Here is a 22,355-nt window from a genome sequence, read left to right on the forward strand (position 1 = left end):
CGAAGAAGCGGTTCTCTTCGCCCACCGGGACCGGATCAGTCGCCGGCGATGATGCGTGAAAGGACCTGCTCGAAGGTCATCGCTCCGGCCCAGATACGCAGTCGGCCCAGCCGTCCCGCGAAGCGGCTGCTGTCCAAGGTGCCGCCCATAGACAGGGTGCCGGTGCCCTGCTGGGGCGCGGTGACCGCATTGTTGAGGCCGTCGTCCACCGGCTTGGTACCCACATACAGATGCATGCGACCGCCCTGGTCCTGCGCGTCGTACACGCCGGTCAACGTCACCGAGGAACTGGTATCGGCAAGTTCGGACACATCCGTCACATCAGCCGTGGCCACACTGGTCCCGGAAGAGGTGGTGCGCACGAACTTCCACACATATACGTCCGGCCCCAACTTCTGCACCGCCAGGGCCCACGAGGCGCCCCCGCTTCCGGCCTGGCCCGCAATCTGGGCCTGATACCCATCGGGTTTGGTGTTGAGTACGTCCGGATTGATCTGGGCCTGGGCGGAGACTGTGAACGAGCCCGTCTCGTCGATCGCCGGACCGGTCACCGATGCATAGCCGTTGCTCCCGTCCAGAACCAGGGTGCTGGATTCCTCGTCCAGGCTCGCCCCGCCGGACAGCGCCATGGCACCGATCGGGTAGGGCGAGAACTCACCCACCGTTGTCCCCGAAGAGCCCTCCGCGTTCCAGTCGGCGACCAGCTCCGTGGTTGGTGCGTTGTCCTCCCTCGCCCCAGCTTCCTTGGCGACCTCGTCGGCGGACAGCGCGCTCTGCCAGACCGCGACCTCGTCGATACGGCCACGGAAGTACTGCCCGGCCGCGCCACGTACGATCGACCGTCCCACCTGCAAGCCCTGCCCGGCCTCCCAGGGAACGTAACTGGGCGCCGTAGCACGCAGGTTGACCGGTTCGCCCTGGGCTCGGCCGTTGACGAACAACTGGATCGTGTCACCCTGCGGAGTCCGGTTGCCGCTCGCATCGGTGGCGGCGGTGTAGACACCGGCCAGATGCGTCCACACCCGCAGCGGCGGGTCGGTGGCGGACGCGTCCGACCTGATGAACACCGGAGTGGCCGAGTCCGTGGCCGTGTAGTGGAACACGTACGACCTCGATGACGACGAGTAGTACAGCGCGAACGCCTGGGCCTGCGCGCCGGGCGCGGTCACGATCATCCGGCTGGACGAGGCATCCGTGAGGTTCACCCAGGCCGACACGGTGAACGAGTGCGCGGTACTCACCACCGGCGTCGACGCATCCGCGTACGCCTGCTGCAGAGCGGGGTTGCTGCTGTCCAGCCACATCGAAGTGTCGTCGTCGCCTCGCCGCGCCATGGTCGAGAAGCCGGCGCCGCCCCGGAGCGTCAAGTCGTGCGTGGCCGCGGAAGGATCGTGCTGCGGATCGTCGCCGGCGCTGTCCTTGGCCTTGGGATCTCCGGAATCGGGAGCGCCGTCGTTGAAGTGCCACCGCCCGATGGGGCCCGGCGGAAGACTGACCTGGAAGTCGAAGGTCTCGGGCGTACCCGTTCGTGCCCGGACGTCGATTGCCCACACCTTCAGGTGGTGCGTGCCGCCCATGCTCGGTATGGCGTCGGTGATCTCAGCCGTGTGATCGGCCTTTGCCGTAACCGTATGCGTCTTCCCGACCTGCCCGCTCGGACCGTTCAGCGTCCACTGGTACTTACTGATGTCCGTATCGGCACTGTTGGGCTTGAAGACGAAGGTGCCGGCGATACCCGGACCACCCTTGGGAGAGCACACGTCTGTCCCGCACTCCACATAGGGCGAACCATTGACCGGATCCTTGGGCTCGATCCGCGGGGCCTTGGGCGCGGAGGAATCGATGGTGAAGTAGCACCACGGCGAGAACGAGGAGTACAGCTCGCCGCTGTCACCGTTGTACGACCAATGGGACTGCGTGCGAGCGCGGTAGCGATACTGGGTGCCGTCCGTGCGCTTGGTCGTCTGCTTGTCCAGCAGCGTGCCGTCCGCAGCATAGCTTTTGGCGGGCTCGCCCTCCACGTCGTCGGGGCTCTCCGCCGCCCAGATCTCCTCCCATGCACCGGTGTCGAGCTTGCGCGCGATACGGTAGTTGATCTTCAACTGGCCCTTGCTGTCATTGACTCCCGGCGAGACCTCCGTCTCCACCCGGCCGCGGACCGTGGGCTGATCCACCGTGACGGCCAGCGGCGCGCTCTCCGGCTCGCAGTACCCGGCCGCCTTCACCCCGGGCACACCCGGAATGACACCGACATTGATCGGAACACCGGGATTCGGCACGTAATCCACGGTGAGCTCGGCGTTGTCGTCGAAACGCTTCCAGGCGCGCGGTTCGCTCTCGTCGAGGGCACGCAGCATCAGCGTGAGACGGGAGAACTTCCCGTCGGCGAAGTCCCGCACGTTCTGGGTAAGACCGCCGTTGAACTCAACCCAGGAATCGGGCTGGGAAGGACTGCAATTGTCGCCTCGGCCGGCTGACACCTTCTTGGAATCCATGAGATTCCCGATGGCCGGTCCGGGCCACCGCGTCCCTTCGGAGATGTTCCCGGTGCGCTCCAGATTGACCGTATAGGGATTGCAGTTGAACGACCACGTCTCATGCGCCCGGAACGTGGCGTGCAGAACGTGCTTTCCCGCCAGACCACTCGGGCTGAACTCGAAGTACATCCGGTTCACGTAATTTTCGCCGCAGTAGTAGCCGTCCGCGCTCGAACAGCGTCCCACGCCGTATTCGCCTGAGAACTGGTAGAACTTGTCGCCGTCGGAGGACAACACCGTACGCTCCGGGCGCGAGAGACCCACCGACGGATCGATACGAACCGGGTAGACCGTGTCGTCGCCTCGCAGCAGGCTCAGGTCGGGGGCAACAGCGATGCTGTCGGCGTCGACCTGTACGGGCAGAGTGGCCGTCACGTCACCATCACGCGGCTGGACGGAACCAGGGTCATCCGCACCGGCCGCCCCCGAGGCCGTCCCCGAATCGCCGACCGTCTCGGCACCGGCCGCCCGGAGCGTCTGAGGCCGGATACCGGTACCGGTGCCGTCCCCGGAGGAGTCCCACATCTTTCCCGCCGGCCCCGTGAACACCGCGTTGCCATCCGCATCGACCGCGCGCAGCCCACCGCCGGCTCCTGAGACCACGGACACGCCCTCGCCCGCGACGGCGAACCGCACCTCTTCCAAAGCCTCGTTCTGCGCGGCCTCCGCCGACTTGACCAGCAGAACCTCCCGATACCCGTCCGGCATCGCGGTCAACTGCAGATCCACGCCGGGCAGCACCTCTGAGTACGTGGCGGTCGCGCCGTCCAGCGAGGGCTGAGGAAGATCACCGGGCCACCGCACGGACAGCGCACCCTGCTCATGCTCCAGACGGACCATGTCCTGGGCACCACCGGCCGAGAACGACACATCCACCGCGGCATACCGCGGTCCGATCGTGCCGTCGGCCCCACGCACGAGCGTCGTGTCCATGTCATGCCATGCACCCGAGGCATCCTTCGCCCGCTGCGGCGACGTCGCCTGCTTCAGGGTGTACGAACCATCCGGATTCGCGAAGGTCTGCGCGTACTCCGTACGCTCTGCCGTCACCTCGACCGGCTCACCCGAGGCCGCGGCCCGCTCGGACGGCGTTTGAGGCGCCGGCGCGTCAGCCTGAACAGCCGGAGCATTCACGACAACTATTCCGCCGACAAGCAATGCCCACGCCAGGGATCTTGCAACGACACGACGCATCCGCGGGCTACGCACAGGAAACCCGACCCCACACACTTGAATTCACAGCCCCACCCCATGTAGCGCACAAGCTTCACGAATAACGCAGGGATCATAACCACGGCAGCACACAGGAAACCAACGGTGATCAAGGTCACAGAGCGAAGCTTTATGCCTTTAATCGCAGATAAAGAGCGATTCGAGAAATCAACCGGCCGGAGAGTGAGGCAAACACCCGCATCACCATAGATAGATAACAGGTGAACAGAAAGAATGCGCCCAACGGGCGCGAGAGCGCGGAGTTGGTCTCCGGGATTTATCGCCGACCGGAAACCGTCGCGGATTGTGTGCGCAGGGCGCTGTGGCGGGTTGTGAGCCAGATCAGGAGTGCGAAAGCGGACAGGGCGGCTCCGGTGGTGCAGACGGCCGGCCAGCCGCCTGTCGACCAGAGCAGGGCGGCGGCGAAGGAGCCGATGGAGCCTCCGACGAAGTTGCCCGCGATGTACGCCGTGTTGAGGCGGCTGCGCGCGGCGGCGGAGATCTGGAAGATCCTCGACTGGTTCAGGATGTTCTGGCCCTGGACCCCGATGTCGAGCAGCACGATGCCGACCACCACGAAGACGAGCACATGGCCGCCGAATCCCGCGATGGCCCAGGCGATGGCCACGAGCAGCCACGCCAGCCCCGTGCCGGTGACCGACCAGCCGCGGTCGTGTACCCGTCCCGCGCCCTGCGCCGCGACGGCGCCGACCAGGCCCGCGACGCCGAAGAGACCGATCGCCCAGATGGGATAGCGGTAGGGAGGATCGCTCAGCAGAAAGGTGAGCGCCGTCCAGAACATCGTGAACAGGCCGAAGCCGGTCGCGCCGAGCACCATCGTGACTTGCAGTTTCCGCTCATGTGCGATCAGCGAGAAGACCGAGCGCAGCACCGCGCCATAGGAGATCACCGCCGTCTTGGGCTTCAGTCGAGGGATCGAGCGGTGCAGCAGGAACGCGAGGACGAGCACGACGCCGGCGGCGATGAGAAACACCACGCGCCAACTGGTGGCGTCGGCGATCAGTCCGCTGAAGATCCGGGCGACCAGGATTCCGGAGAGCAGACCGCTGACGACGATGCCCACGGTTCTTCCCCGGGACGCGTCGTCGGCGAGATCGCCCGCGAGCGGAGTGAGGATCTGTCCCGACACCGTCGTCACACCCACCGCGACCATCGCCAGGGCCAGTGTGATGATCTCCGGCGCGACCGCACAGGCCACCAGGGCACCGGCCGAGAGGACCATCATCAAGGGAATCAGCCGGCGACGGTCACGGAAGTCGCCGAGCGGAACGATGAACAGAATGCCGAGCGCGTAGCCGATCTGTGTCGCCGTGATCAGCAGGCCGACGACGCTCTCGCCGACCCGTAGATCTCCCGCGATGACATCCAGCAACGGCTGCGCGTAGTAGAGGTTGGCCACGGCACCGCCCGCCGCGACGGCGAAGAGCAAGGTCAGAGCACGTGTCATACGGGGCGTGGGCGCCAGGGCCTCGGATGTCGCAACGTCACGCGCGGTCACTGAGGCCTCCCATCGGTGGCGCCTTCCGTCGGCGGCGCGGGTCCTTCCCCATCACATGCCGTCACACACCACGCTAGGAGAAGGCGCTCCGGACGGGGAGGGCGAGTTACACCCACCCCGGGCAGGTGTAAACGGCCGCCGTGCGGTTATCGGCCCGTCGCCCGCCGCCCGGTACCTCTCAGCGCCTCGCCCTGGACGTCTCGGCCGTCTCCTCTTCCGCGGCTTCCTCGGGTCGCTCGGCTTCCTCGGCGGTGAGGCTTCCCAGTACGGCCAGGGCTTCCTTGGTGGCCGTACCGGGCTCCGGGCGGTACACCTTGACGAGATGGTCACTGTCACCGTTCGGGCGGAAGGTCTCGAAAATCAGGTCGAGATCGCCGACGATCGGATGCCGTACACGGAAATGCTCGGATTTCTTGTCCCGGACCTCCGCCTTGGTCCAGAGTCGGGCGAATTCCTCGCTGCCCGATATCAACTCGTCGATGAGAGCCGTCAGTCCCGCGTCATCGGGCGCCCGAATCGCGGCGGCGCGAAGTGCGGCGGCGCCGGACGCGGCGACTTTCTCCCGTTCACGGAAAAAGGGCCGGGCCTCCTCGTCCAGGAATACCAGGCGCATCAGATTTCCGCTGTACCGGTGTCCGGCGAACAGGGCCCGTCCGAGATGGTTCGCTGCGACCACGTCGTGGCTGATGTCCAGCACAATCGCAGGGTGATGGACCCATTCGTCCAGGAGAGACAGCAGATTCTCGCCGATCGGCCGGGAAGACACACCAGTGGAAGACGTACCGGTAGAAGATGTACCAGTAGCCGTATCGATCGCGACGGGACTCGGGTGGCCGTCGGTGACGGCGAAGAGATAGCGCTGGGCCTCCGGCTCCAGCCGTAGTGTCCGCGCGAGGGCGAAAAGCACACTGGCCGAGGGATGCGTCTCACGTCCCTGTTCGAGACGTGCCAGATAGTCGGTGCTCAGGCCCGCGAGTTCCGCGACTTCCTCCCGGCGCAGCCCCGGCACCTGGCGCACTCCTCCGCGAGGAAACCCGACGTCTTCCGGCGAAAGCCGGGCTCGGCGTGCCCTGAGGAATTCGCCCAAGCGGTTCCGGTTCTCCGGATCTCTCTTCCGGTTCTCCATAACTCTCAGGGTATGCCCGGCCGCCGGCCCGTAAAGGCGGAGGCAGAGGCGGAGGCGACGACGGACGCAGCCGGGACGTCACTGTCGCGGGAGTGTCTTCGTCCAGCAGTACGATTTGCACTGTTCACGCCCAGTGGTGGAGGTTCCGGTGCACGGTGAGTACAAGGTCCCCGGCGGCAAGCTCGTTGTGGTCGATCTCGACACGGAGGACGGAGCGCTGCGCCATGTCCGGGTCGCCGGCGACTTCTTCCTGGAGCCCGACGAGGCGATCGACGCGATCGACCGCGCCCTGGAGGGCGCTCCCGCCGACACCGACGCCGCCGGTCTCGCCGCCCGTATCGAGGCCGCGCTGCCCGCGGGAACGGTGATGTACGGGCTCACCGCCGAGGGCATCGCCGTCGCCGTACGCCGCGCGCTCGCGCACGCCACCGACTGGACCGACTACGACTGGCAGCTCATCCACGACGCACCGCAGTCGCCGGCCCTCCATATGGCGCTCGACGAGGTGATCACCACCGAGGTCGCGGCCGGTCTCCGGCCGCCGACGTTGCGGGTCTGGGAGTGGGCGGCGCCCGCGGTGGTGATCGGCAGCTTCCAGTCCCTGCGCAACGAGGTCGACGCCGAGGGCGCCGAACGCCATGGCGTCACGGTGGTCCGCCGTATCTCGGGCGGCGGCGCCATGTTCATCGAGCCCGGCAACACCATCACGTACTCGCTCTCCGTCCCGGACTCGCTGGTCAAGGGGCTCACCTTCGCGGACAGTTACGCCTATCTGGACGACTGGGTGCTGGGAGCGCTCGGTGACATGGGCATCAAGGCGTGGTACCAGCCGCTCAACGACATCGCGACCGAGAGCGGCAAGGTCGCGGGAGCCGCCCAGAAGCGCGTTGTGAACGGCACGGGCGCCGTACTGCACCATGTGACGATGGCGTACGACATCGACGCCGACAAGATGGTCGAGGTCCTCCGCATCGGCCGCGAGAAGCTCTCCGACAAGGGCACGCGCAGCGCCAACAAGCGAGTCGACCCACTGCGGCGCCAGACGGGCCTGCCGCGCGAGGCGGTCATCGAACGGATGATCGACTCCTTCCGTGGCCGCTACGGGCTCACGGCCGGCAAGGTCACGGACGAGGAGATGGCACGGGCGCGCGAGCTGGCGAAGACAAAGTTCAGCACACCGGAGTGGACAGCCCGGGTGCCGTAGCAGCCCAGAGCGAGGGACTGCGGTGGGTGGATGCCCAGGAGTACGAGCATCCGCCCGGTCCGTACGAGGATCTGATGGCGGCGCTGCGGGAGCGCCCGGCCGCCCGTCCTCCCTCGCCGCACAACGCCGAGGAGTGGCGCGAGCGCCTGGCCCGTGCGCTCACGCCGCTCCTCGAAGCCCCGCCCGGACAAGCCCTGTTCGGGCAAGCCCCGTCGAGTCCTCAGGCCGTCGCGGTCCGTCGGCCCGGCGCCATCAGAGCCACGTACAGCACCAGCGAGGCCGCGAGCCCCACCGCCCAGCCGTAGTCCGCGAGCGGCTTCAGGAACGGGATCAGACCGTCCTCCGGGAACGGGCCCTTGCCAGGCGCCGAGTGGGAGCCGCCCACGGCCAGCACACCACCGACGGCGAAGGCCACCACCGCCCTGACGTTCCAGCCGTTGGCGTACCAGTAGCGGCCACCCGGGCGGTAGAGATCGGCGAGGTCCAGGACCGTACGCCGGACGATCCAGTAGTCGGCGATCAGGATGCCCGCGACCGTACCGAGCAGCCCGCCCACCAGTCCCAGCCAGGTGAAGATGTACAGCTCGGGCGTGGCCGTCAGCTTCCACGGCATGATCACGACACCGACCACACCCGTGATCAGCGCGCCCGTACGGAAGTTGATCAGCTTCGGTACGAGATTGGCGAGGTCGTACGCGGGCGAGACGACATTGGCCGCGATGTTCACGGAGATCGTCGCGATCAGTACGGTCACCAGCGCGAAGAGCAGTCCGAAGACATTGTCGGTCTTGGCGGCCAGTTCGACCGGATCCCAGACGGCCGCTCCGTACACCGCCTGTGAGCCCGAGGTGACAAAGACGGACAGCAGGGCGAAGAGAGTCATCGTCGTGGGCAGACCGAGCGACTGGCCCCAGATCTGGGCCCGTTGGCCCGCGCCGAAGCGGGTGAAGTCCGGGATGTTCAGCGAGAGGGTGGACCAGAAGGCGATCATTCCCATCAGCGACGGGAAGAAGACCGGCCAGAAGTCCGCGCCCCAGCCCAGCTGGGACGGCTGGTCGAGCAGCGGACCGAGGCCGCCCGCCTTGACGGTGATCCAGACGAGCAGCACCAGCGCGCCGACGATCACGAACGGCGCCGCCCAGTTCTCGAAGCGCCGCAGGGTGTCCATCCCCCGGTAGATGATGGCGAGTTCGAGCGCCCAGAAGAGGACAAAACAGAGCCAGAGCGTCCAGGGCTGACCGCCGATCCTCGACGCGTCGGCCCAGCCGCCGAAGATCTTGCCGAGCAGTACGAAGATGCCCTGGCCGCCGATCCAGGTCTGGATGCCGAACCAGGCGCAGGCGACGGCCGCCCTGATCAGCGCGGGCAGATTGGCGCCGCGCAGCCCGAACGAGGCACGGGCGAGGACGGGAAAGGGAATGCCGTACTTGGGTCCCGCGTGCCCGGTCAGCAGCATCGGGAACAGCACGATCAGATTGGCCAGCGCGATCGTGAAGACCGCCTGCTTCCAGTCCATGCCCAGGGTGACCAGCCCGGAGGCCAGCAGCCACGACGGGATGTTGTGCGCCATACCGACCCAGAGCGCGGCGAAGTTGTAGGTGGTCCAGCGGCGGCGGGCGACCGGGACGGGCAGCAGATCGTCGTTGACGAAGCGGCCGTCGTCGGGAAGCGCGCCGGGCGGCAGCTCGACACGGCCTTGAGGATCGGTCGAAGCATCGGCACTGGCTATTGGTTCTCCGGAGGACGGTGGCGGAGCGGTCGCGGTCATGGCGGCGGGACCCTTCGTTCGAGAGCGGGTGTCGGGGATGTCGAACGAGGCCGTGCGGGAGATCGGGGAGGGGAGCCTGTCCGGCCCCGGGCCGGCCGGGGGCCGGTTCAGGCCGGGGACAGTTAAGCCTGGAAACGGTTCAGGCCGGGGACGGGGCCGGTCCCGCCTCGGTCCCAGGACCGAGGCGGGAGGAGCCGGTTCAGCTCTGGAACCGAGGCCGGTTCAGTCCTGGAACGCCGGGATGATCTCCGCGCCGTACGCGTCGATCGTCGCTTCCTTGGCGTCATGCATGTCGTAGACGGCGAACTGGTCGACGCCCAGGTCGCGCAGCACCTGGAGCTTCTCGACATGCGCCTCGACGGGACCCAGCAGACAGAACCGGTCCACGATCTCGTCGGGCACGAAGTCCGTCGAGGGATTCCCGGCCCGGCCGTGGTGGCTGTAGTCGTATCCCTCGCGCTGCTTGATGTACGTGGTCAGCGCGTCCGGCACCAGGCCCGAGCCCTCGCCGTACCGCGCCACCAGATCGGCCACATGGTTGCCGACCATCCCGCCGAACCAGCGGCACTGCTCACGCGCATGCGCGAGATCGTCGCCGACATAGGCGGGCGCCGCGACACAGATCGTGATGGAGTCGGGATCGCGTCCCGCGTCGGAGGCCGCCGTACGGACCGCCTTGACCATCCACTCGGTCAGAAACGGATCGGCGAGCTGGAGGATGAAGCCGTCGGCCTTCCGCCCGGCCAGGGCCAGCGCCTTGGGCCCGTACGCCGCCATCCACACCGGCAGCTTGCCGTCCCGTACCCAGGGCAGCCGTAGTGTCTGCCCGTCGACGGTGGCCTCACGGCCCTCCGCCAGATCGCGGATGACCTCGATCGCGTCGCCCAGCCGGGCCAGTGTGTTGGGCTTACGGCCGGCCACCCGCATCGCCGAGTCGCCGCGCCCGATACCGCAGACGGTCCGGTTGCCGTACATCTCGTTGAGCGTGGCGAAGGTGGAGGCGGTCACCTCCCAGGTTCTGGTGCCCGGGTTGGTGACCATGGGTCCCACGGTCAGTGTGGTGGTGTGCTCCAGAATGCGGCTGTAGATGACAAAAGGTTCCTGCCAGAGCACGGCGGAGTCGAAGGTCCAGCCGTAGCGGAAACCGTTGCGCTCCGCGCGCCGCATGAGCCCGACGACCGCCGAGGACGGCGGGTCGGTCTGGAGGACAAGTCCGAAGTCCATGGCCTGGTCACTCCTCGGTATGGATGAAAAGGGGATATCGGTGTCAGCTATCAGAAATCAGGGTCGGAGGAGATCGGTGTCAGAGGAGGTACTGGCAGGTGGCGCGCGGCGTGTACTGCCCGTGTCCCGCCCGGCCGGTGAACTCCCGCCGGTCGATGACGAGTTCACCGCGCGAGAGCACCGTCTCCACCTGTCCGGTGAGCCGCTTGCCCTCGTACGCCGAGTAGTCGACGTTCATATGATGTGTCTCGGCGGAGATGGTCTGCTCGGTGTGCGGATCGTAGATGACCACATCGGCGTCGGCGCCCGGCGCGATGGTGCCCTTGCGCGGATAGAGACCGAACATCCTGGCCGGAGAGGCACAGGCGATCTCGATCCAGCGGCGGCGGCTCAGCTTTCCCTCGACCACGGCCTGATGGAGCAGATCCATCCGGTTCTCCACGCCCGGCAGCCCGTTGGGAATCTTCGAGAAGTCGCCGCGTCCCAGCTCCTTCTGTCCTGTGAAGCAGAACGGGCAGTGGTCCGTGGAGACCACCTGGAGGTCATTGGTGCGCAGCCCGCGCCAGAGCGCGTCCTGGTGTTCCTTGGGCCGCAGCGGTGTGGAGCAGACGTATTTCGCGCCCTCGAAGTCCGGTTCCGCCAGATTGTCGGTGGAGAGGAAGAGATACTGCGGACAGGTCTCGCCGAAGACGGGAAGTCCCTGGTCACGGGCGGCGGCCAGTTCGGCGACGGCCTCCTCCGCCGAGACATGGACGACATAGAGCGGAGCCTCGGCGACCTGCGCGAGCTTGATCGCCCGGTGTGTGGCCTCGGCCTCCAGCAGAGCCTTGCGTACCTCTCCGTGGTAGCGCGGATCGGTACGGCCAGCGGCCAGGGCCTGTTCGACGAGGACGTCGATGGCGATGCCGTTCTCGGCGTGCATCATGATCAGTCCGCCGTTGTGCGCGCTGCGCTGCATGGCGCGCAGGATGCGGCCGTCGTCGCTGTAGAAAACACCGGGATAGGCCATGAAGAGCTTGAAGGACGTGATGCCCTCCTGGACCAGCAGGTCCATCTCCTTGAGCGAGCTCTCATTGACGTCGGCCATGATCATATGGAAGGCGTAGTCGATCGCGCACTGGCCGTCGGCCTTGGCGTACCAGGCGTCCAGCCCTTCGCGCAGCGCCTGGCCCGGCGACTGGACGGCGAAGTCCACGATGGTGGTGGTGCCTCCCCAGGCGGCGGCCCGGGTGCCGGTCTCGAAGGTGTCGGACGCGAAGGTGCCGCCGAACGGCAGCTCCATATGCGTGTGGGCGTCGACTCCGCCCGGGATGACGTACTTGCCGGTGGCGTCGATCGTACGGTCGGCGGTCCAGCCCGTCGCCACGTCCGTGCCGTGCGCGGCGAGGGCGACGATCCGGCCGTCCTCGATGAGGACATCGGCATGGGTCTCGTCGGCGGCGGTGATGACGAGTCCGCCACGGATCAGGGTGCGGGTACTGCTCATGGTGGTGGCGCTCCCTTTCAGAACGATCGGGCCTTCGGAACGATCGGCCGGCCCAGGACCGGATCGCTCGCTCGCTCGCTACGAGCGATCCGGCCGTACGGCGAACCAGGCGAACTACGCGAACTACGCGCCGCGCAAGGCCTGTTCGAGGATCGCGGCGCCCTCTTCCGCCTCCGCGACGGTCAGGGTGAGCGGCGGCGCGATCCGCAGCACGCTGGTGTTGTGTCCGCCGCCCTTGCCGAGCAGCAGTCCGCCCTCGCGCGCCGCCTCGATCACGGCCGAGGCCGTCTCGGGCGCCGCTTCTCCCGTGCTGGGCCTGACCAGTTCGATACCGATCATCAGCCCGCGGCCTCGTACCTCGCGTACGGAGTCGACTCCGGCGCCGATCGCCCGCAGCCGCTCGATCAGCAGTCCGCCGACGCGGCGGGCATTGCCCTGGAGGTCGTGCTCCAGTACGTACGAGAGATTGGCGAGGCCGGCCGCCATGGTGACGGGACTGCCGCCGAAGGTCGAAATGGAGTTGGCGTCGAGGCAGTTCATGATCTCGGCGCGGGCGACGACTCCGCCGATGGACATGCCGTTGCCGATGCCCTTGGCGAAGGTGAGCATGTCCGGCGGGCCGTTCTCGGCGTGTGCCTGCCAGCCCCAGAAGTGTTCGCCGGTCCGGCCCCAGCCGGTCTGCACCTCGTCGCTGATCCACAGGATGCCGTGCCGGTCGAGGACTTGGCGGAACGCCGCGTACAGCCCGTCCGGCGGCGCGGTGAAGCCGCCGACGCCCTGGATCGGCTCGGCGATCAGCGCGGCGGGCGCGCGGGTGTGGCCGAGCAGATCCTCCAGATCGGCGACGCACGCCTCGATGAAGCGCTCGTCGGTGAGTCCCGCGTAGGGACCGCGGCTGCGGACGCCGCCGTGTACGTACAGCGTCTGGAGTGGCGACAGACTCGTCGGCGACCAGCCGCGGTTCCCGGTGATAGAGACCGTGGAGAAGGACCGGCCGTGGTAGCTGTTGCGCATCGCCAGGATCTGGTTCGAGGCGCGGTACGCGGTCGCCAGCAGCAGCGCCGTGTCATTGGCCTCGGTGCCCGAGGTGGTGAAGAAGACACGGGCGTCCGGGATGCCGGACAGGGCGGCGATCCGCTCGGCGAGCTCGACCATCGGACGGTTGAGATAGAGCGTGGAGGAGTGGATGATCCGCCCTGCCTGCTCGCTCACCGCCTTGGTGACCTCGGGCAGCGCGTGGGCGGTCATCGTGGTGAGGATGCCGCCGAAGAAGTCGAGATAGCGGTTGCCCTCGGAGTCCCAGACATGGCGGCCCTCGCCATGGGTGATCTCGATGGGCCGGTCGTAGTAGAGCGCCAGCCAGTCGGGGAGTACGGCGCGGTGGCGGTCGTACAGATCGTTCGTGAACGGCTGCGTCATGGCTGCACCAGTCCTTCGTACGCGTCGGGGCGGCGGTCCCGGTAGAACGCCCACTGCTGGCGTACCTCGTCGATCACCCCGAAGTCCAGGTCCCGTACGAGGAGTTCCTCCGCCTTGTCGCTCGCGGTGTCACCGACGAACTGGCCGCGCGGGTCGACGAAGTAGCTCGTGCCGTAGAAGTCGTTGTCGCCGTACTCCTCCTGGCCGACGCGGTTGATCGCCGCGATGAAGTACTCGTTGGCGACGGCGGCGGCCGGCTGCTCCAGCTGCCAGAGATAGGCGGACAGGCCGCGGGAGGTGGCGGACGGGTTGTAGACGAGCTGCGCGCCGTTCAGCCCGAGCTGGCGCCAGCCCTCGGGGAAGTGGCGGTCGTAGCAGATATAGACGCCGATCCGGCCGACGGCGGTCTCGAAGACGGGCCAGCCCGCATTGCCCGGCTTGAAGTAGTACTTCTCCCAGAAGCCCTTGACCTGCGGGATGTGGTGCTTGCGGTACTTGCCGAGATACGAGCCGTCGGCGTCGATCACGGCAGCGGTGTTGTAGTAGAAGCCGGACTGCTCCAGCTCGAAGACCGGGACGACGACGACCATTCCGGTCTCGCGGGCCAGCTCCTTCATCCTGGTGACGGTAGGACCGTCCGGGACGGGCTCGGCCCAGCGGTAGTGCTCGGGCTCCTGCACCTGGCAGAAGTAGGGCGCGTTGAACACTTCCTGGAACCCGATGATCTGCGCGCCCTGCCGGGCCGCCTCGCGGGCGTGCTCCTCATGTTTGGCGATCATCGATTCGGTGTCGCCGGTCCAGGTCGCCTGGACGAGTGCGGCGCGTACGACTCTGGCCACGAGCTGCTCCTTCGGCGGGGGCGGCGATAGCTCTACGCCCGTAGATGGGATGCGTAGGAGGAGAACGTAAGCCCCGTCCCACACTGGGGCAAGACCATCGTCGTTAACCCGCAGAGTCGATCAAGTTTCACACCCGAGCGGTCGACATCAGGCGATTCGGGTCTGACCAGGCACTTGACCGGCCGGTCAGGCGTCCGCGATCCCCGCCACTCTGAGGGCGTGGACGACATCGCGCTCACGGGACGCGGAGACCGCGCGGGCGGCGTCGATGAGCTGCGGGACGAGCCGGTGCGGATCGGGCGCGGCGACCAGCACGGCGTCCTCGGGAGCACGGGCCTGTACGAAGGCGCTGAGCAGCGCTCTCGCCTCGTGCGGGCGGCCCGCTCCGCCCAGGGCGAGCACGGCGTCGGTGATCTCCTCGGCCGGGCGGGAGACGCCCTGGAGGAGCAGCTGGCGGCAGTCGTCGTCCCGGCCTGCCGAGGAGAGCGCGCCGGCCGCGGCGGCGAGCTGTGCGGGCGGCAGGAAGGCCGCTTCCCAGAGCAGCTCGGCCCAGTCGGCGCCGAGCCCGGCGCGGTGCAGTTCGGCGGCGAGCAGAGGGAGCTGCTCGGGAGGCCGGCCTGCGGCCTCGCAGAGCACGACATGCGCCTCTCCGGTGCGGCCGTCGGCTCGCAGTCCGGTCAGTGTGGCGACCAGCTCGGCGGCGGCGCGCAGATCCTCGGCGGAGTGCGCGGGCGCGGGCGCCGCCGGAGCGGGCGCGGCGGGCACACCGCCGAAGCGGGCGCCGCGCGGAGTGGCGGGCGCGGCGGGCGGCGGCGCGGGCACCACGGGCGCGGGCGCGGCCTCGGTCTCCTCTTCGACATCGAGACCGGCGAAGCGTGCGCCGCGCGGCTTGCGCCGGGCCGCGGACGCGCGCTTCTTCTCCTTCGCGTCCTTCGCGCTCTCCTTCGCGGTGGCGGGCGGCGCGGTTCGCGCAGCGGCTCCGTCCCGTTCGCCGCCGTCGTCGGCCCACTGCGGAACGTCCTTGGCACGGGGCTCATTTGACGGGCCATCAGTAACCGAAGCGACAGGGCCGCCGTCCGCGCTCCGCGAGTCCTGCGCGGCCGGGCGGTCGAAGACCGAGGGCTCCTCGGCACGGAACCAGCCCTCCGGAGCCAGCGGGCGCCCGGTCGGAGTGGCGCGTCCAGGAGTGGTCAGGGCCGCCAGCCGGGCGCGCAGTTCGGCGCAGCGCGCAGTCGCGCGCGCGTGATCGTCGCGGGTCCAGGCCAGCTCATGGCTGAGCTCCTGGGTGCGAGGCGTGCCCTGCGGCGCCGTACGGACCAGCCGCGCCAGCTCCTCGGCCCGGCTCGCGGAGTACGACTGCTCGCGCAGCATCAGCTGGAGCCGCTCCGAGAGCGCCTCGCCGCCTCCGGGCAGCCGGTCGTACGCGGCGGCCGAGGCCGCGTGCAGCCGTCGCGCCCGTACGCCCTCGCGCGCCGCCTCCTCCCGGTCACGGCCCGCCGCGAAGTCCTGGAGCAGTGAGTCCACCACATCCCAGGGCGGGATCTCCGTACCGTCGAAGCAGGCGCGCAGGCCTTCCGGATCACGCCGGCGGAAGACTCCGTACCAGCCGTCACCCGGATCCAGGAGCGACGTGAGATCCCTTAAGTACCTCGCGAACGCCCCGATCTCCGCCGGGAGTTGATGCACCGCCATCGCTGCCCCGTCCCTGCCGTGCCGAAGGGAGCCCTTCAGTCCGCTGGCATTCGACCTCAGTCGTGTTACAGGACGGCTACAGACTGTTTTCCGGCACGGTGCAGGCCCTTAACCGGACCCTTCCCCAGGGTCCTTACCCGGAGCTCTTCCGGGCGGCGGTTCAGGCGATTTCGGGCGGCGGTTCAGACGGTGACGGCTATGCCGATCTGGGGACGCTTGCTGCCCCGTACCAGCCTGGCCGGCCAGTCGACCACCCAGAAACGCCAGGTGTACTTGCGTGAGAGCATCTTCCGGATCCGGTCCGTGGCCGCCTCGTCGAGCAGCCGCGCCGTGGCCTCGACGGTCGGCGAGCCCTCGGCGATCCGCCCGCGGAGGTCGCACTCCGCGACGACCACACGGCCGTTGTTACGGATCCGCTTCACCTTCCAGGAATCCGTCCTGGTCCAGATGAACATCTCGCCGCCCTCCACCGCGTGCCAGACGGGCGTGGCGACGCCCGTTCCGTCCTTGCGGTAGGTGGTGAGGCTGACATAGCGGCAGTTGGCTAGCTCGTCCAGGATCGTCACGGACGGGAGACTACGCGCCACGGGATTGTCCCGGTAGTCCCTTCAACCACTCCTCCACCGCTGTTCGCGCGCCCGCCGCCGCGCCGACGCGCGAAGGCCCGCTGCGGGGTACCGGTCGGATCGGGCCGGGCCGGAATCAGACCGGTACGAGGACACAGCTCGCGGCGATCTCGTCCATCGAGAGGCCCAGCGCGGACGCCAGCGCGGCCACCGTGAAGAACGCCGGCGTCGGGGCGCGGCCGGTCTCGATCTTGCGCAGTGTCTCGGCGGAGAGCCCGGCGACCGCCGCGACCTCCACCATGCTGCGCGCGCCGCGCGCCTCGCGGAGCAGCCGGCCGAGCTGCTCGCCGCGCTCGCGCTCCTGTGGGGTGAGAGGACTCCGTACCATCCCGTCATTCTAATACCGCCGCACAAGCGTGCCTCCACCGATGTCGACCGGTATAGTTATTGGAATGGTGGAGATCAAAACCGATGCGTCCCTGGACGCCATGCGCGCCGCGGGCCGGGTCGTCGCACAAGCACTGACGGCGGTACGTGAGGCCGCGGCCGTGGGCGTCACACTGCGCGCCCTCGACGAGACCGCGCGCGCCGTGCTGCGCGAGGCCGGCGCCGGCTCGCCCTTCCTCGACTATCACCCCGGCTGGGCGCCCACGCCCTTCCCGGCCGTCATCTGCACGTCCGTCAACGACGCGATCGTGCACGGCATCCCCGACGCGTACCGGCTGCACGACGGCGATCTCGTCAGCGTCGACTGCGGTGCGGTGCTCGACGGCTGGGTGGGTGACGCGGCGGTCAGCTTCACGGTCGGGCGCGCGCGTCCCGACGACCTGCGGCTGATCGACAAGGCGAACGAAGCGCTGGAGGCGGGAATCGCGGCGGCCGTCGTCGGCAACCGCATCGGCGACATCGCCCATGCGATCGGCCGTGTCTGCCGCTCGGCCGGCTACGGCATCCCGGACGGCTTCGGCGGTCATGGCGTGGGCCGGACGATGCACGAGGATCCGGGCGTGCCCAACGAGGGGCGCGCGGGACGCGGTCTTCCGCTGCGCCATGGAATGGTGCTGGCGATCGAGCCGATGCTCATCGGCAGCGGTACGGACCGGCACTTCACGGCCCGTGACGGCTGGACGGTCCGCACGCTGGACTCCAGCCGGGCCTCGCACGCGGAACACACGGTCGCGATCACGGACGACGGCCCGCGGATTCTCACGGCGCTCTGAGCGAGACCGCCGCCAGTGACGCCGGACCGCAACCCCGCCGTGCGACGCCGGACTGCGACCCCGCCGTGCGACGCCGGACTGCGACACCGCCTTCCCGGTCGCCGTACGGTCAAGTCAGGACCGTACGGCGACCGGGAACGCACCGGACCGGCTCCGGCTACCGCTTGCCGTCCGGGTGCACCACCATCGCGGAGCCGCCGCCTCTGCGGACCTTCTCCGCCGCGGCCAGCCAACGGCCGTCGGGCAGCCGCTGCACGCCGGTCGCCGCGCCGATCTCCGGGTTCTGCGTGAACACGTGCCCGATCGCCTCCAGTTCCGCGCGCACCGGGCTGTTCCACAGCCCGGGCTCCAGCTCCGTCGCCGCGCCGTTGCGCTGGCTGGCACGCGGCGCCGCGATCGCCTCGACCAGCGGCAGACCGCGGTCGAGATGGCCCGTCAGAGTCTGGAGCACCGTGGTGATGATGGTCGCGCCGCCCGGTGAACCGAGCGCGAGCACCGGACGGTCGTGCCCGTCGAGCACGATGGTCGGCGAGATGGACGACCTGGGCCGCTTGCCGGGACCGGGCAGGTTCGGGTCATGGACCGCCGGATTCGCCGGCGCGAAGGAGAAGTCGGTCAGCTCGTTGTTGAGCAGGAAGCCACGGCCGGGCACGGTGATCGCGCTGCCGCCCGTCGACTCGATCGTCAGCGTGTACGCGACGACATTGCCCCACTTGTCCGCCGCCGTGAGATGCGTGGTGTTCTCGCCCTCGTAGGTCGTCGGCGCGGCGGTCCCGCCGGTCGCGCACGGTGTGGGATCGCTCGGATCGCCGGGCGCGAGCGGGCTCTTGAGGACCGCGTCGTCCTTGATCAGGCACGCGCGCGCGTCGGCGAAGCGCTGCGACAGCAGTCCCTTCGTCGGTACGTTCTCGAAGGCCGGATCGCCGAGCCAGCGGCCCCGGTCCGCGAACGCGATCCGGCTCGCCTCGATGTAGCGGTGCAGATATCCCGCCTGGCTCGCCCGCGAAAGGTCCGTGCCCTCCAGGATGTTGAGCGCCTCGCCGACGCTCGTACCGCCGGAGGACGACGGCGCGATGCCGTACACATCGAGACCGCGGTAGGAGACCTTCGTCGGCGCCTGCCGCTTCGTCCGGTACGCGGCCAGGTCGCGCGCGGTCAGATCGCCGGACCGCACGACCCGGGTCGCGGCCGGGTCGACGGGAGGCTTACGTACGGTACGGACGATGTCGTCGGCGAGGTCGCCACGGTAGAGCGCGTCCGTGCCCTTGCGTCCCAACTCCGCGTACGTACGGGCGAGATCGGGATTCTTGAAGACCGATCCGACCACCGGAAGCTGTCCGCCCGGCAGGAAGAGCTCGGCCGAGGCCGGGAAGTCCGCGAACCGCGCCTGGTTGGACTGGGTCTGGGAGCGGAAGGTGGCGTCGACGGTGAAACCGTTCTTCGCCAGCCGCTCCGCGGGCTTGAGAAGGTTTTTGAGCGACTTGCTGCCCCACGCGTCGAGCGCGGTGTCCCAGGTGGCCGGCGTCCCGGGCGTGCCGACGCTCCGGCCGCTGGTGACGGCGTCGGCGAACGGGATCGGCTTGCCGTCCTCCAGAAAGAGCGAGCTGTCGGCGGACCTCGGCGCGGTCTCCCGGCCGTCGATGGTGTGCACCGTACGGGACTTGGCGTCGTAGTAGACGAAGTAGCCGCCACCGCCGATGCCCGCGGAGTACGGCTCGGTGACGCCGAGGGCGGCGGCGGTGGCCACGGCCGCGTCCACGGCGTTGCCGCCCTGTCCGAGCACCTCGATCCCGGCGGCCGAGGCATCCGCGTCGACGCTTGCGACCGCTCCTCCGTATCCCGCCGCCACCGGCGTTTTCTCCGGTGGACGAGGTGTGGTCGCCACTGATGACGGCAGTGCCTGGGCACAGGCCGAGAGCAGGGCGACGGCAACGGCCACAACCGAAACATTCCGCGCGGCGGAGCGACGCATCCGTACCTCCAGTCAAGGACAGTCCGGGCAGCGTAACTTCAGCGTGCCCGTGCCGTCAGGACCGTCTCGAACAATGTTCGCGCCGTGCCTATACGATGCGCGCCCATGACTGACGACATACGCAACATCGTGCTCGGTGTGGTCGCCGCGGGCGTCAGCGCCTCCCTGGGCTGGCTCGCCCGTACCTATCTCTGGCGCCGCAGACTCCGCCGTAAGCAGGCGTTCTTCGGGCTGCCCGGAAACTCGGAGTGTCTGCTCGTCGTCAATCGCGAGGCGGGCGGTGACGGTGCGGTCCACCGCCATGACGTCTTCGCGCTGCTGGAGCTGTCCGCCCTGATCAAGGACTGCGGCGCACACGCCGAGATCGTCCAGCACGACACCGCGCGCCAGGGCTTCGGTGAGCGTACGGAGTTCTGCGTGGGCGGTCCCGCGTCGAACCGCCGGATGGCCGCGCATCTCAGTTCGTTGCTGCCCGGTGTCAAGGTCAACACCGAGCCCGAGCCCAAGGCCGAGCGCGGCGCGTTCCGGATCGGCCCGGAGCGCTATCTCGCGGAGCCGGGTGTCGCGGAGTATGTCCTGCTGGCGCGGCTGACCGCCGGGGAGGGAGAGCGGCCGGTCTTTCTCTTCTGCGGCCAGCGCGCCATCACCAATCAGGCCGCCTCACGCTATCTGGCCCGCCATCACGAGAAGCTGGCCCGCAAGTACGGCGGCAACGCGTTCTGTCTGCTGCTGAAGGTGGTCAACTCACAGGCGTACGGCCCCGATGTGGTGGAGCTGGTCGCCGATGTGACCAGGGCGGCCCAGCAGCCCGTACCCGTCGCCGACTGAGCGGCACGGACCGAGCGGCACGGACCAAGCGTCCTGGGCGCCGCCGCCGAGCGTCGTGGGCGCCACCCGACCGGCACGCAGCTGACCTTCTTCCCGTCCGAGAAGTGATCTCCGGCTGCTGCCGGACGGGCCACTGCCCTTGAGCTACCGCCCGTCCGGCAGCAGCGTCCCCGGTGCGGCCGGGACCGCGCCCATGGTCTGCGCTCCCGGTCCGCGCCGCCGGCGGGCGGCGAGCCGGTGGGCGAACCACGAGAGCAGCATGCACATCCCGATGTAGATCGGTGAAATCACCATCACCACGGGGATGAACGGCAAATCGTAGTCGAGATTCGACGCGATGAGCTTTCCGGCATGGAGGAACTCCTCATAGGTGATGAGATAACCGAGTGATGTGTCCTTGAGAGCGACCACCAACTGGCTGATGATCGTGGGCAGCATGGCGCGGACCGCCTGTGGCACCAGCACGTACGTCATGACCTGCGTCTTGCGCATGCCGAGCGCGTACGCCGCCTCCCGCTGACCGCGCTCGACCGAGTTGACTCCGGTACGGAACACCTCGGCGAGCACGGAGCCGTTGTAGAGCGTCAGACCCGCCACCAGCGCGGGCAGGGCCCGCACCTGGAGCGCCACGAAGATGAAGAAGATCATCACCAGTACGGGCATGGCGCGGAAGAACTCGACCGGCGCGGTGGCGAGCCACCGTACCGGGCGGTGCTCGGAGAGCCGGCCGCAGGCGAGCACACCGCCGAGCGCGACCGAGAGCACCGCCGCGCAGACGAACGCCGCCAGCGTGTTGCCGAGACCGCGCAGCAACAGTTCCTGAATGCCGCGGTACTCGAAGGGCCGCCATTTCGTGGCGCTGAACTGGCCGGTGGCGAAGAGCAGTTGGACCACCCAGCCGAGCAGCAGGACGATCGCCGCCGTCGAGACGACACCGTAGAGCCGGTGGCGTCTGCGGGTCCTGGGCCCGGGGATGTCGTAGAGGGCCGTCGACTCGGCCACCGGTCGCGCCGAACTCACCAGGCCCACCGGCTCCCTCCCGCCTGTGGGCCGCAGCGGGCTCATCGGGCCGACCGGGCTTGTCGGCCTCACCGGCCTCACCGGGCGATCTCCCAGCGCTTCTCCAGCACATTGAACAGCGCGCTGATGGAGAGCGTGATGATCAGATAGCCGACGGCGATCCACACAAAGGTCCAGATGATGCTGAAGCCCAGTTCGTTGAGCGTCTTGTAGGTGCCGAGCAGTTCGGTGACGCTGAACGCGCCCGCGATCGCCGAGTTCTTGGCGAGGGCGATCAGCGTGGAGCCGATGGGCGGGATGACGGAACGGAACGCCTGGGGCAGGATCACGGCGCCGAGCGTCTGGCCGAAGGTCATCCCGAGACCGCGGGCCGCCTCGCCCTGCCCTTTGGGTACGGTGTTGATGCCCGAGCGCAGCACCTCGCAGATGAACGCGGAGGTGTAGCAGCCGAGGGCGAGTACGGCGAAGAGCTGGAACGGCAGCACGAGCCCGAAGCGCGGCAGGCCCAGCAGGACCGCGAAGAAGAGCAGCGTCAGCGGAGTGTTGCGGAGCACGGTGACCCATACGGTGCCGAGGGCCCGCAGGGATCGTACGGGCGCCACCCGGCAGGAGGCCATCACGAAGCCGAGCGCCAGGGCGAGCAGTGAGGCGTAGACCGTCAGCTCGACCGTGCCGAGGAAGCCTTCGCCGTACAGGGAGAAGTTCTCGGTGAGTACGTCCATG

Annotated in this window: 18 protein-coding genes; 4 read left to right on the forward strand and 14 right to left on the reverse strand. The window is 68.5% G+C overall.

The window, feature by feature from the left end; genetic code table 11:
* Positions 1 to 35: 35 nt before the first annotated feature.
* The 3 genes from ACFV6H_RS26210 to ACFV6H_RS26220 form a co-directional block, all read right to left on the reverse strand.
* Positions 36 to 3,587, reverse strand: coding sequence for a LamG-like jellyroll fold domain-containing protein (locus ACFV6H_RS26210; RefSeq protein ID WP_385546486.1), 3,552 nt, complete (start codon positions 3,585 to 3,587; stop codon positions 36 to 38).
* Between the two features lie 439 nt (positions 3,588 to 4,026).
* Positions 4,027 to 5,217 carry an MFS transporter gene (locus ACFV6H_RS26215; RefSeq protein WP_385546489.1) on the reverse strand — a complete coding sequence of 397 codons (1,191 nt, stop codon included), beginning with the start codon at positions 5,215 to 5,217 and terminating at the stop codon, positions 4,027 to 4,029.
* A gap of 229 nt (positions 5,218 to 5,446) precedes the next feature.
* The gene (locus tag ACFV6H_RS26220; protein ID WP_385546492.1) at positions 5,447 to 6,394 is read right to left on the reverse strand and encodes a helix-turn-helix domain-containing protein; all 948 of its coding nucleotides are present in this window, start codon (positions 6,392 to 6,394) and stop codon (positions 5,447 to 5,449) included.
* 148 nt (positions 6,395 to 6,542) lie between these two features.
* On the opposite strand from ACFV6H_RS26220, the gene ACFV6H_RS26225 reads away from it, so the two are divergent.
* Together ACFV6H_RS26225 and ACFV6H_RS26230 are read left to right on the forward strand one after the other, a co-directional pair.
* Positions 6,543 to 7,598, forward strand: coding sequence for a biotin/lipoate A/B protein ligase family protein (locus ACFV6H_RS26225; RefSeq protein ID WP_385546494.1), 1,056 nt, complete (start codon positions 6,543 to 6,545; stop codon positions 7,596 to 7,598).
* Positions 7,577 to 7,903 (forward strand): hypothetical protein, encoded by a 327-nt coding sequence (locus ACFV6H_RS26230; protein WP_385546497.1) that lies wholly within the window; start codon positions 7,577 to 7,579, stop codon positions 7,901 to 7,903. Before ACFV6H_RS26225 ends, ACFV6H_RS26230 begins: the two co-directional genes overlap by 22 nt.
* Here the strand turns inward: ACFV6H_RS26230 and ACFV6H_RS26235 are convergent.
* The 8 genes from ACFV6H_RS26235 to ACFV6H_RS26270 form a co-directional block, all read right to left on the reverse strand.
* The gene (locus tag ACFV6H_RS26235; RefSeq protein WP_385546500.1) at positions 7,819 to 9,366 is read right to left on the reverse strand and encodes an NCS1 family nucleobase:cation symporter-1; all 1,548 of its coding nucleotides are present in this window, start codon (positions 9,364 to 9,366) and stop codon (positions 7,819 to 7,821) included. The two genes, ACFV6H_RS26230 and ACFV6H_RS26235, sit on opposite strands and share 85 nt — an antisense overlap.
* Before the next feature lie 222 nt (positions 9,367 to 9,588).
* Positions 9,589 to 10,590, reverse strand: coding sequence for a TIGR03842 family LLM class F420-dependent oxidoreductase (locus tag ACFV6H_RS26240; protein ID WP_385546503.1), 1,002 nt, complete (start codon positions 10,588 to 10,590; stop codon positions 9,589 to 9,591).
* A gap of 79 nt (positions 10,591 to 10,669) precedes the next feature.
* Positions 10,670 to 12,076 carry a dihydropyrimidinase gene (gene hydA, locus ACFV6H_RS26245; RefSeq protein ID WP_385546506.1) on the reverse strand — a complete coding sequence of 469 codons (1,407 nt, stop codon included), beginning with the start codon at positions 12,074 to 12,076 and terminating at the stop codon, positions 10,670 to 10,672.
* Between the two features lie 123 nt (positions 12,077 to 12,199).
* Positions 12,200 to 13,495, reverse strand: a complete 1,296-nt coding sequence (locus ACFV6H_RS26250) for an aspartate aminotransferase family protein (protein WP_385546509.1) — start codon at positions 13,493 to 13,495, stop codon at positions 12,200 to 12,202.
* Positions 13,492 to 14,334 carry a nitrilase-related carbon-nitrogen hydrolase gene (locus ACFV6H_RS26255; protein ID WP_093591504.1) on the reverse strand — a complete coding sequence of 281 codons (843 nt, stop codon included), beginning with the start codon at positions 14,332 to 14,334 and terminating at the stop codon, positions 13,492 to 13,494. Before ACFV6H_RS26255 ends, ACFV6H_RS26250 begins: the two co-directional genes overlap by 4 nt.
* 186 nt (positions 14,335 to 14,520) lie before the next feature.
* Positions 14,521 to 16,026, reverse strand: a complete 1,506-nt coding sequence (locus ACFV6H_RS26260; RefSeq protein WP_385546512.1) for a hypothetical protein — start codon at positions 16,024 to 16,026, stop codon at positions 14,521 to 14,523.
* 182 nt (positions 16,027 to 16,208) lie between these two features.
* Entirely contained in the window at positions 16,209 to 16,586 is a 378-nt protein-coding gene (locus ACFV6H_RS26265; RefSeq protein ID WP_385546721.1) for a PPOX class F420-dependent oxidoreductase, read from the reverse strand.
* A 142-nt stretch (positions 16,587 to 16,728) separates the two neighbouring features.
* Complete coding sequence (locus ACFV6H_RS26270; protein WP_093604633.1) at positions 16,729 to 16,980, reverse strand: helix-turn-helix domain-containing protein; 252 nt, start codon at positions 16,978 to 16,980, stop codon at positions 16,729 to 16,731.
* Between the two features lie 64 nt (positions 16,981 to 17,044).
* Between ACFV6H_RS26270 and map the strand changes: the two genes are divergently transcribed.
* On the forward strand, positions 17,045 to 17,812 hold the full coding sequence (gene map, locus ACFV6H_RS26275; RefSeq protein ID WP_385546516.1) for a type I methionyl aminopeptidase: 768 nt from the start codon (positions 17,045 to 17,047) through the stop codon (positions 17,810 to 17,812).
* A 157-nt stretch (positions 17,813 to 17,969) separates the two neighbouring features.
* Here map and ggt read toward each other — a convergent pair whose 3' ends face one another.
* Positions 17,970 to 19,784 carry a gamma-glutamyltransferase gene (ggt, locus tag ACFV6H_RS26280; protein ID WP_385546519.1) on the reverse strand — a complete coding sequence of 605 codons (1,815 nt, stop codon included), beginning with the start codon at positions 19,782 to 19,784 and terminating at the stop codon, positions 17,970 to 17,972.
* A 105-nt stretch (positions 19,785 to 19,889) separates the two neighbouring features.
* On the opposite strand from ggt, the gene ACFV6H_RS26285 reads away from it, so the two are divergent.
* A complete protein-coding gene (locus ACFV6H_RS26285; RefSeq protein ID WP_385546522.1) occupies positions 19,890 to 20,612 on the forward strand; it encodes a hypothetical protein in 723 nt (240 codons plus the stop codon).
* Positions 20,613 to 20,756: 144 nt separating this feature from the next.
* Here the strand turns inward: ACFV6H_RS26285 and ACFV6H_RS26290 are convergent, their stop codons facing one another.
* Positions 20,757 to 21,614, reverse strand: a complete 858-nt coding sequence (locus ACFV6H_RS26290; protein WP_385546724.1) for an amino acid ABC transporter permease — start codon at positions 21,612 to 21,614, stop codon at positions 20,757 to 20,759.
* Between the two features lie 95 nt (positions 21,615 to 21,709).
* On the reverse strand, positions 21,710 to 22,354 hold the full coding sequence (locus ACFV6H_RS26295; RefSeq protein ID WP_385546525.1) for an amino acid ABC transporter permease: 645 nt from the start codon (positions 22,352 to 22,354) through the stop codon (positions 21,710 to 21,712).
* Position 22,355: the final 1 nt, after the last annotated feature.

Origin of the sequence: Streptomyces sp. NPDC059743, from assembly GCF_042732975.1 — a bacterium.
Classification (GTDB): Bacteria; Actinomycetota; Actinomycetes; order Streptomycetales; family Streptomycetaceae; genus Streptomyces.

Coding starts and splice junctions, on each gene's coding strand:
- ACFV6H_RS26215 (WP_385546489.1), bottom strand. CDS start 5,217: ATGACACGTGCTCTGACCTTGCTCTTCGCCGTCGCGGCGGGCGGTGCC.
- ACFV6H_RS26220 (WP_385546492.1), bottom strand. CDS start 6,394: ATGGAGAACCGGAAGAGAGATCCGGAGAACCGGAACCGCTTGGGCGAA.
- ACFV6H_RS26235 (WP_385546500.1), bottom strand. CDS start 9,366: ATGACCGCGACCGCTCCGCCACCGTCCTCCGGAGAACCAATAGCCAGT.
- ACFV6H_RS26240 (WP_385546503.1), bottom strand. CDS start 10,590: ATGGACTTCGGACTTGTCCTCCAGACCGACCCGCCGTCCTCGGCGGTC.
- hydA (WP_385546506.1), bottom strand. CDS start 12,076: ATGAGCAGTACCCGCACCCTGATCCGTGGCGGACTCGTCATCACCGCC.
- ACFV6H_RS26250 (WP_385546509.1), bottom strand. CDS start 13,495: ATGACGCAGCCGTTCACGAACGATCTGTACGACCGCCACCGCGCCGTA.
- ACFV6H_RS26260 (WP_385546512.1), bottom strand. CDS start 16,026: ATGGCGGTGCATCAACTCCCGGCGGAGATCGGGGCGTTCGCGAGGTAC.
- ACFV6H_RS26270 (WP_093604633.1), bottom strand. CDS start 16,980: ATGGTACGGAGTCCTCTCACCCCACAGGAGCGCGAGCGCGGCGAGCAG.
- map (WP_385546516.1), top strand. CDS start 17,045: ATGGTGGAGATCAAAACCGATGCGTCCCTGGACGCCATGCGCGCCGCG.
- ggt (WP_385546519.1), bottom strand. CDS start 19,784: ATGCGTCGCTCCGCCGCGCGGAATGTTTCGGTTGTGGCCGTTGCCGTC.
- ACFV6H_RS26285 (WP_385546522.1), top strand. CDS start 19,890: ATGACTGACGACATACGCAACATCGTGCTCGGTGTGGTCGCCGCGGGC.
- ACFV6H_RS26295 (WP_385546525.1), bottom strand. CDS start 22,354: ATGGACGTACTCACCGAGAACTTCTCCCTGTACGGCGAAGGCTTCCTC.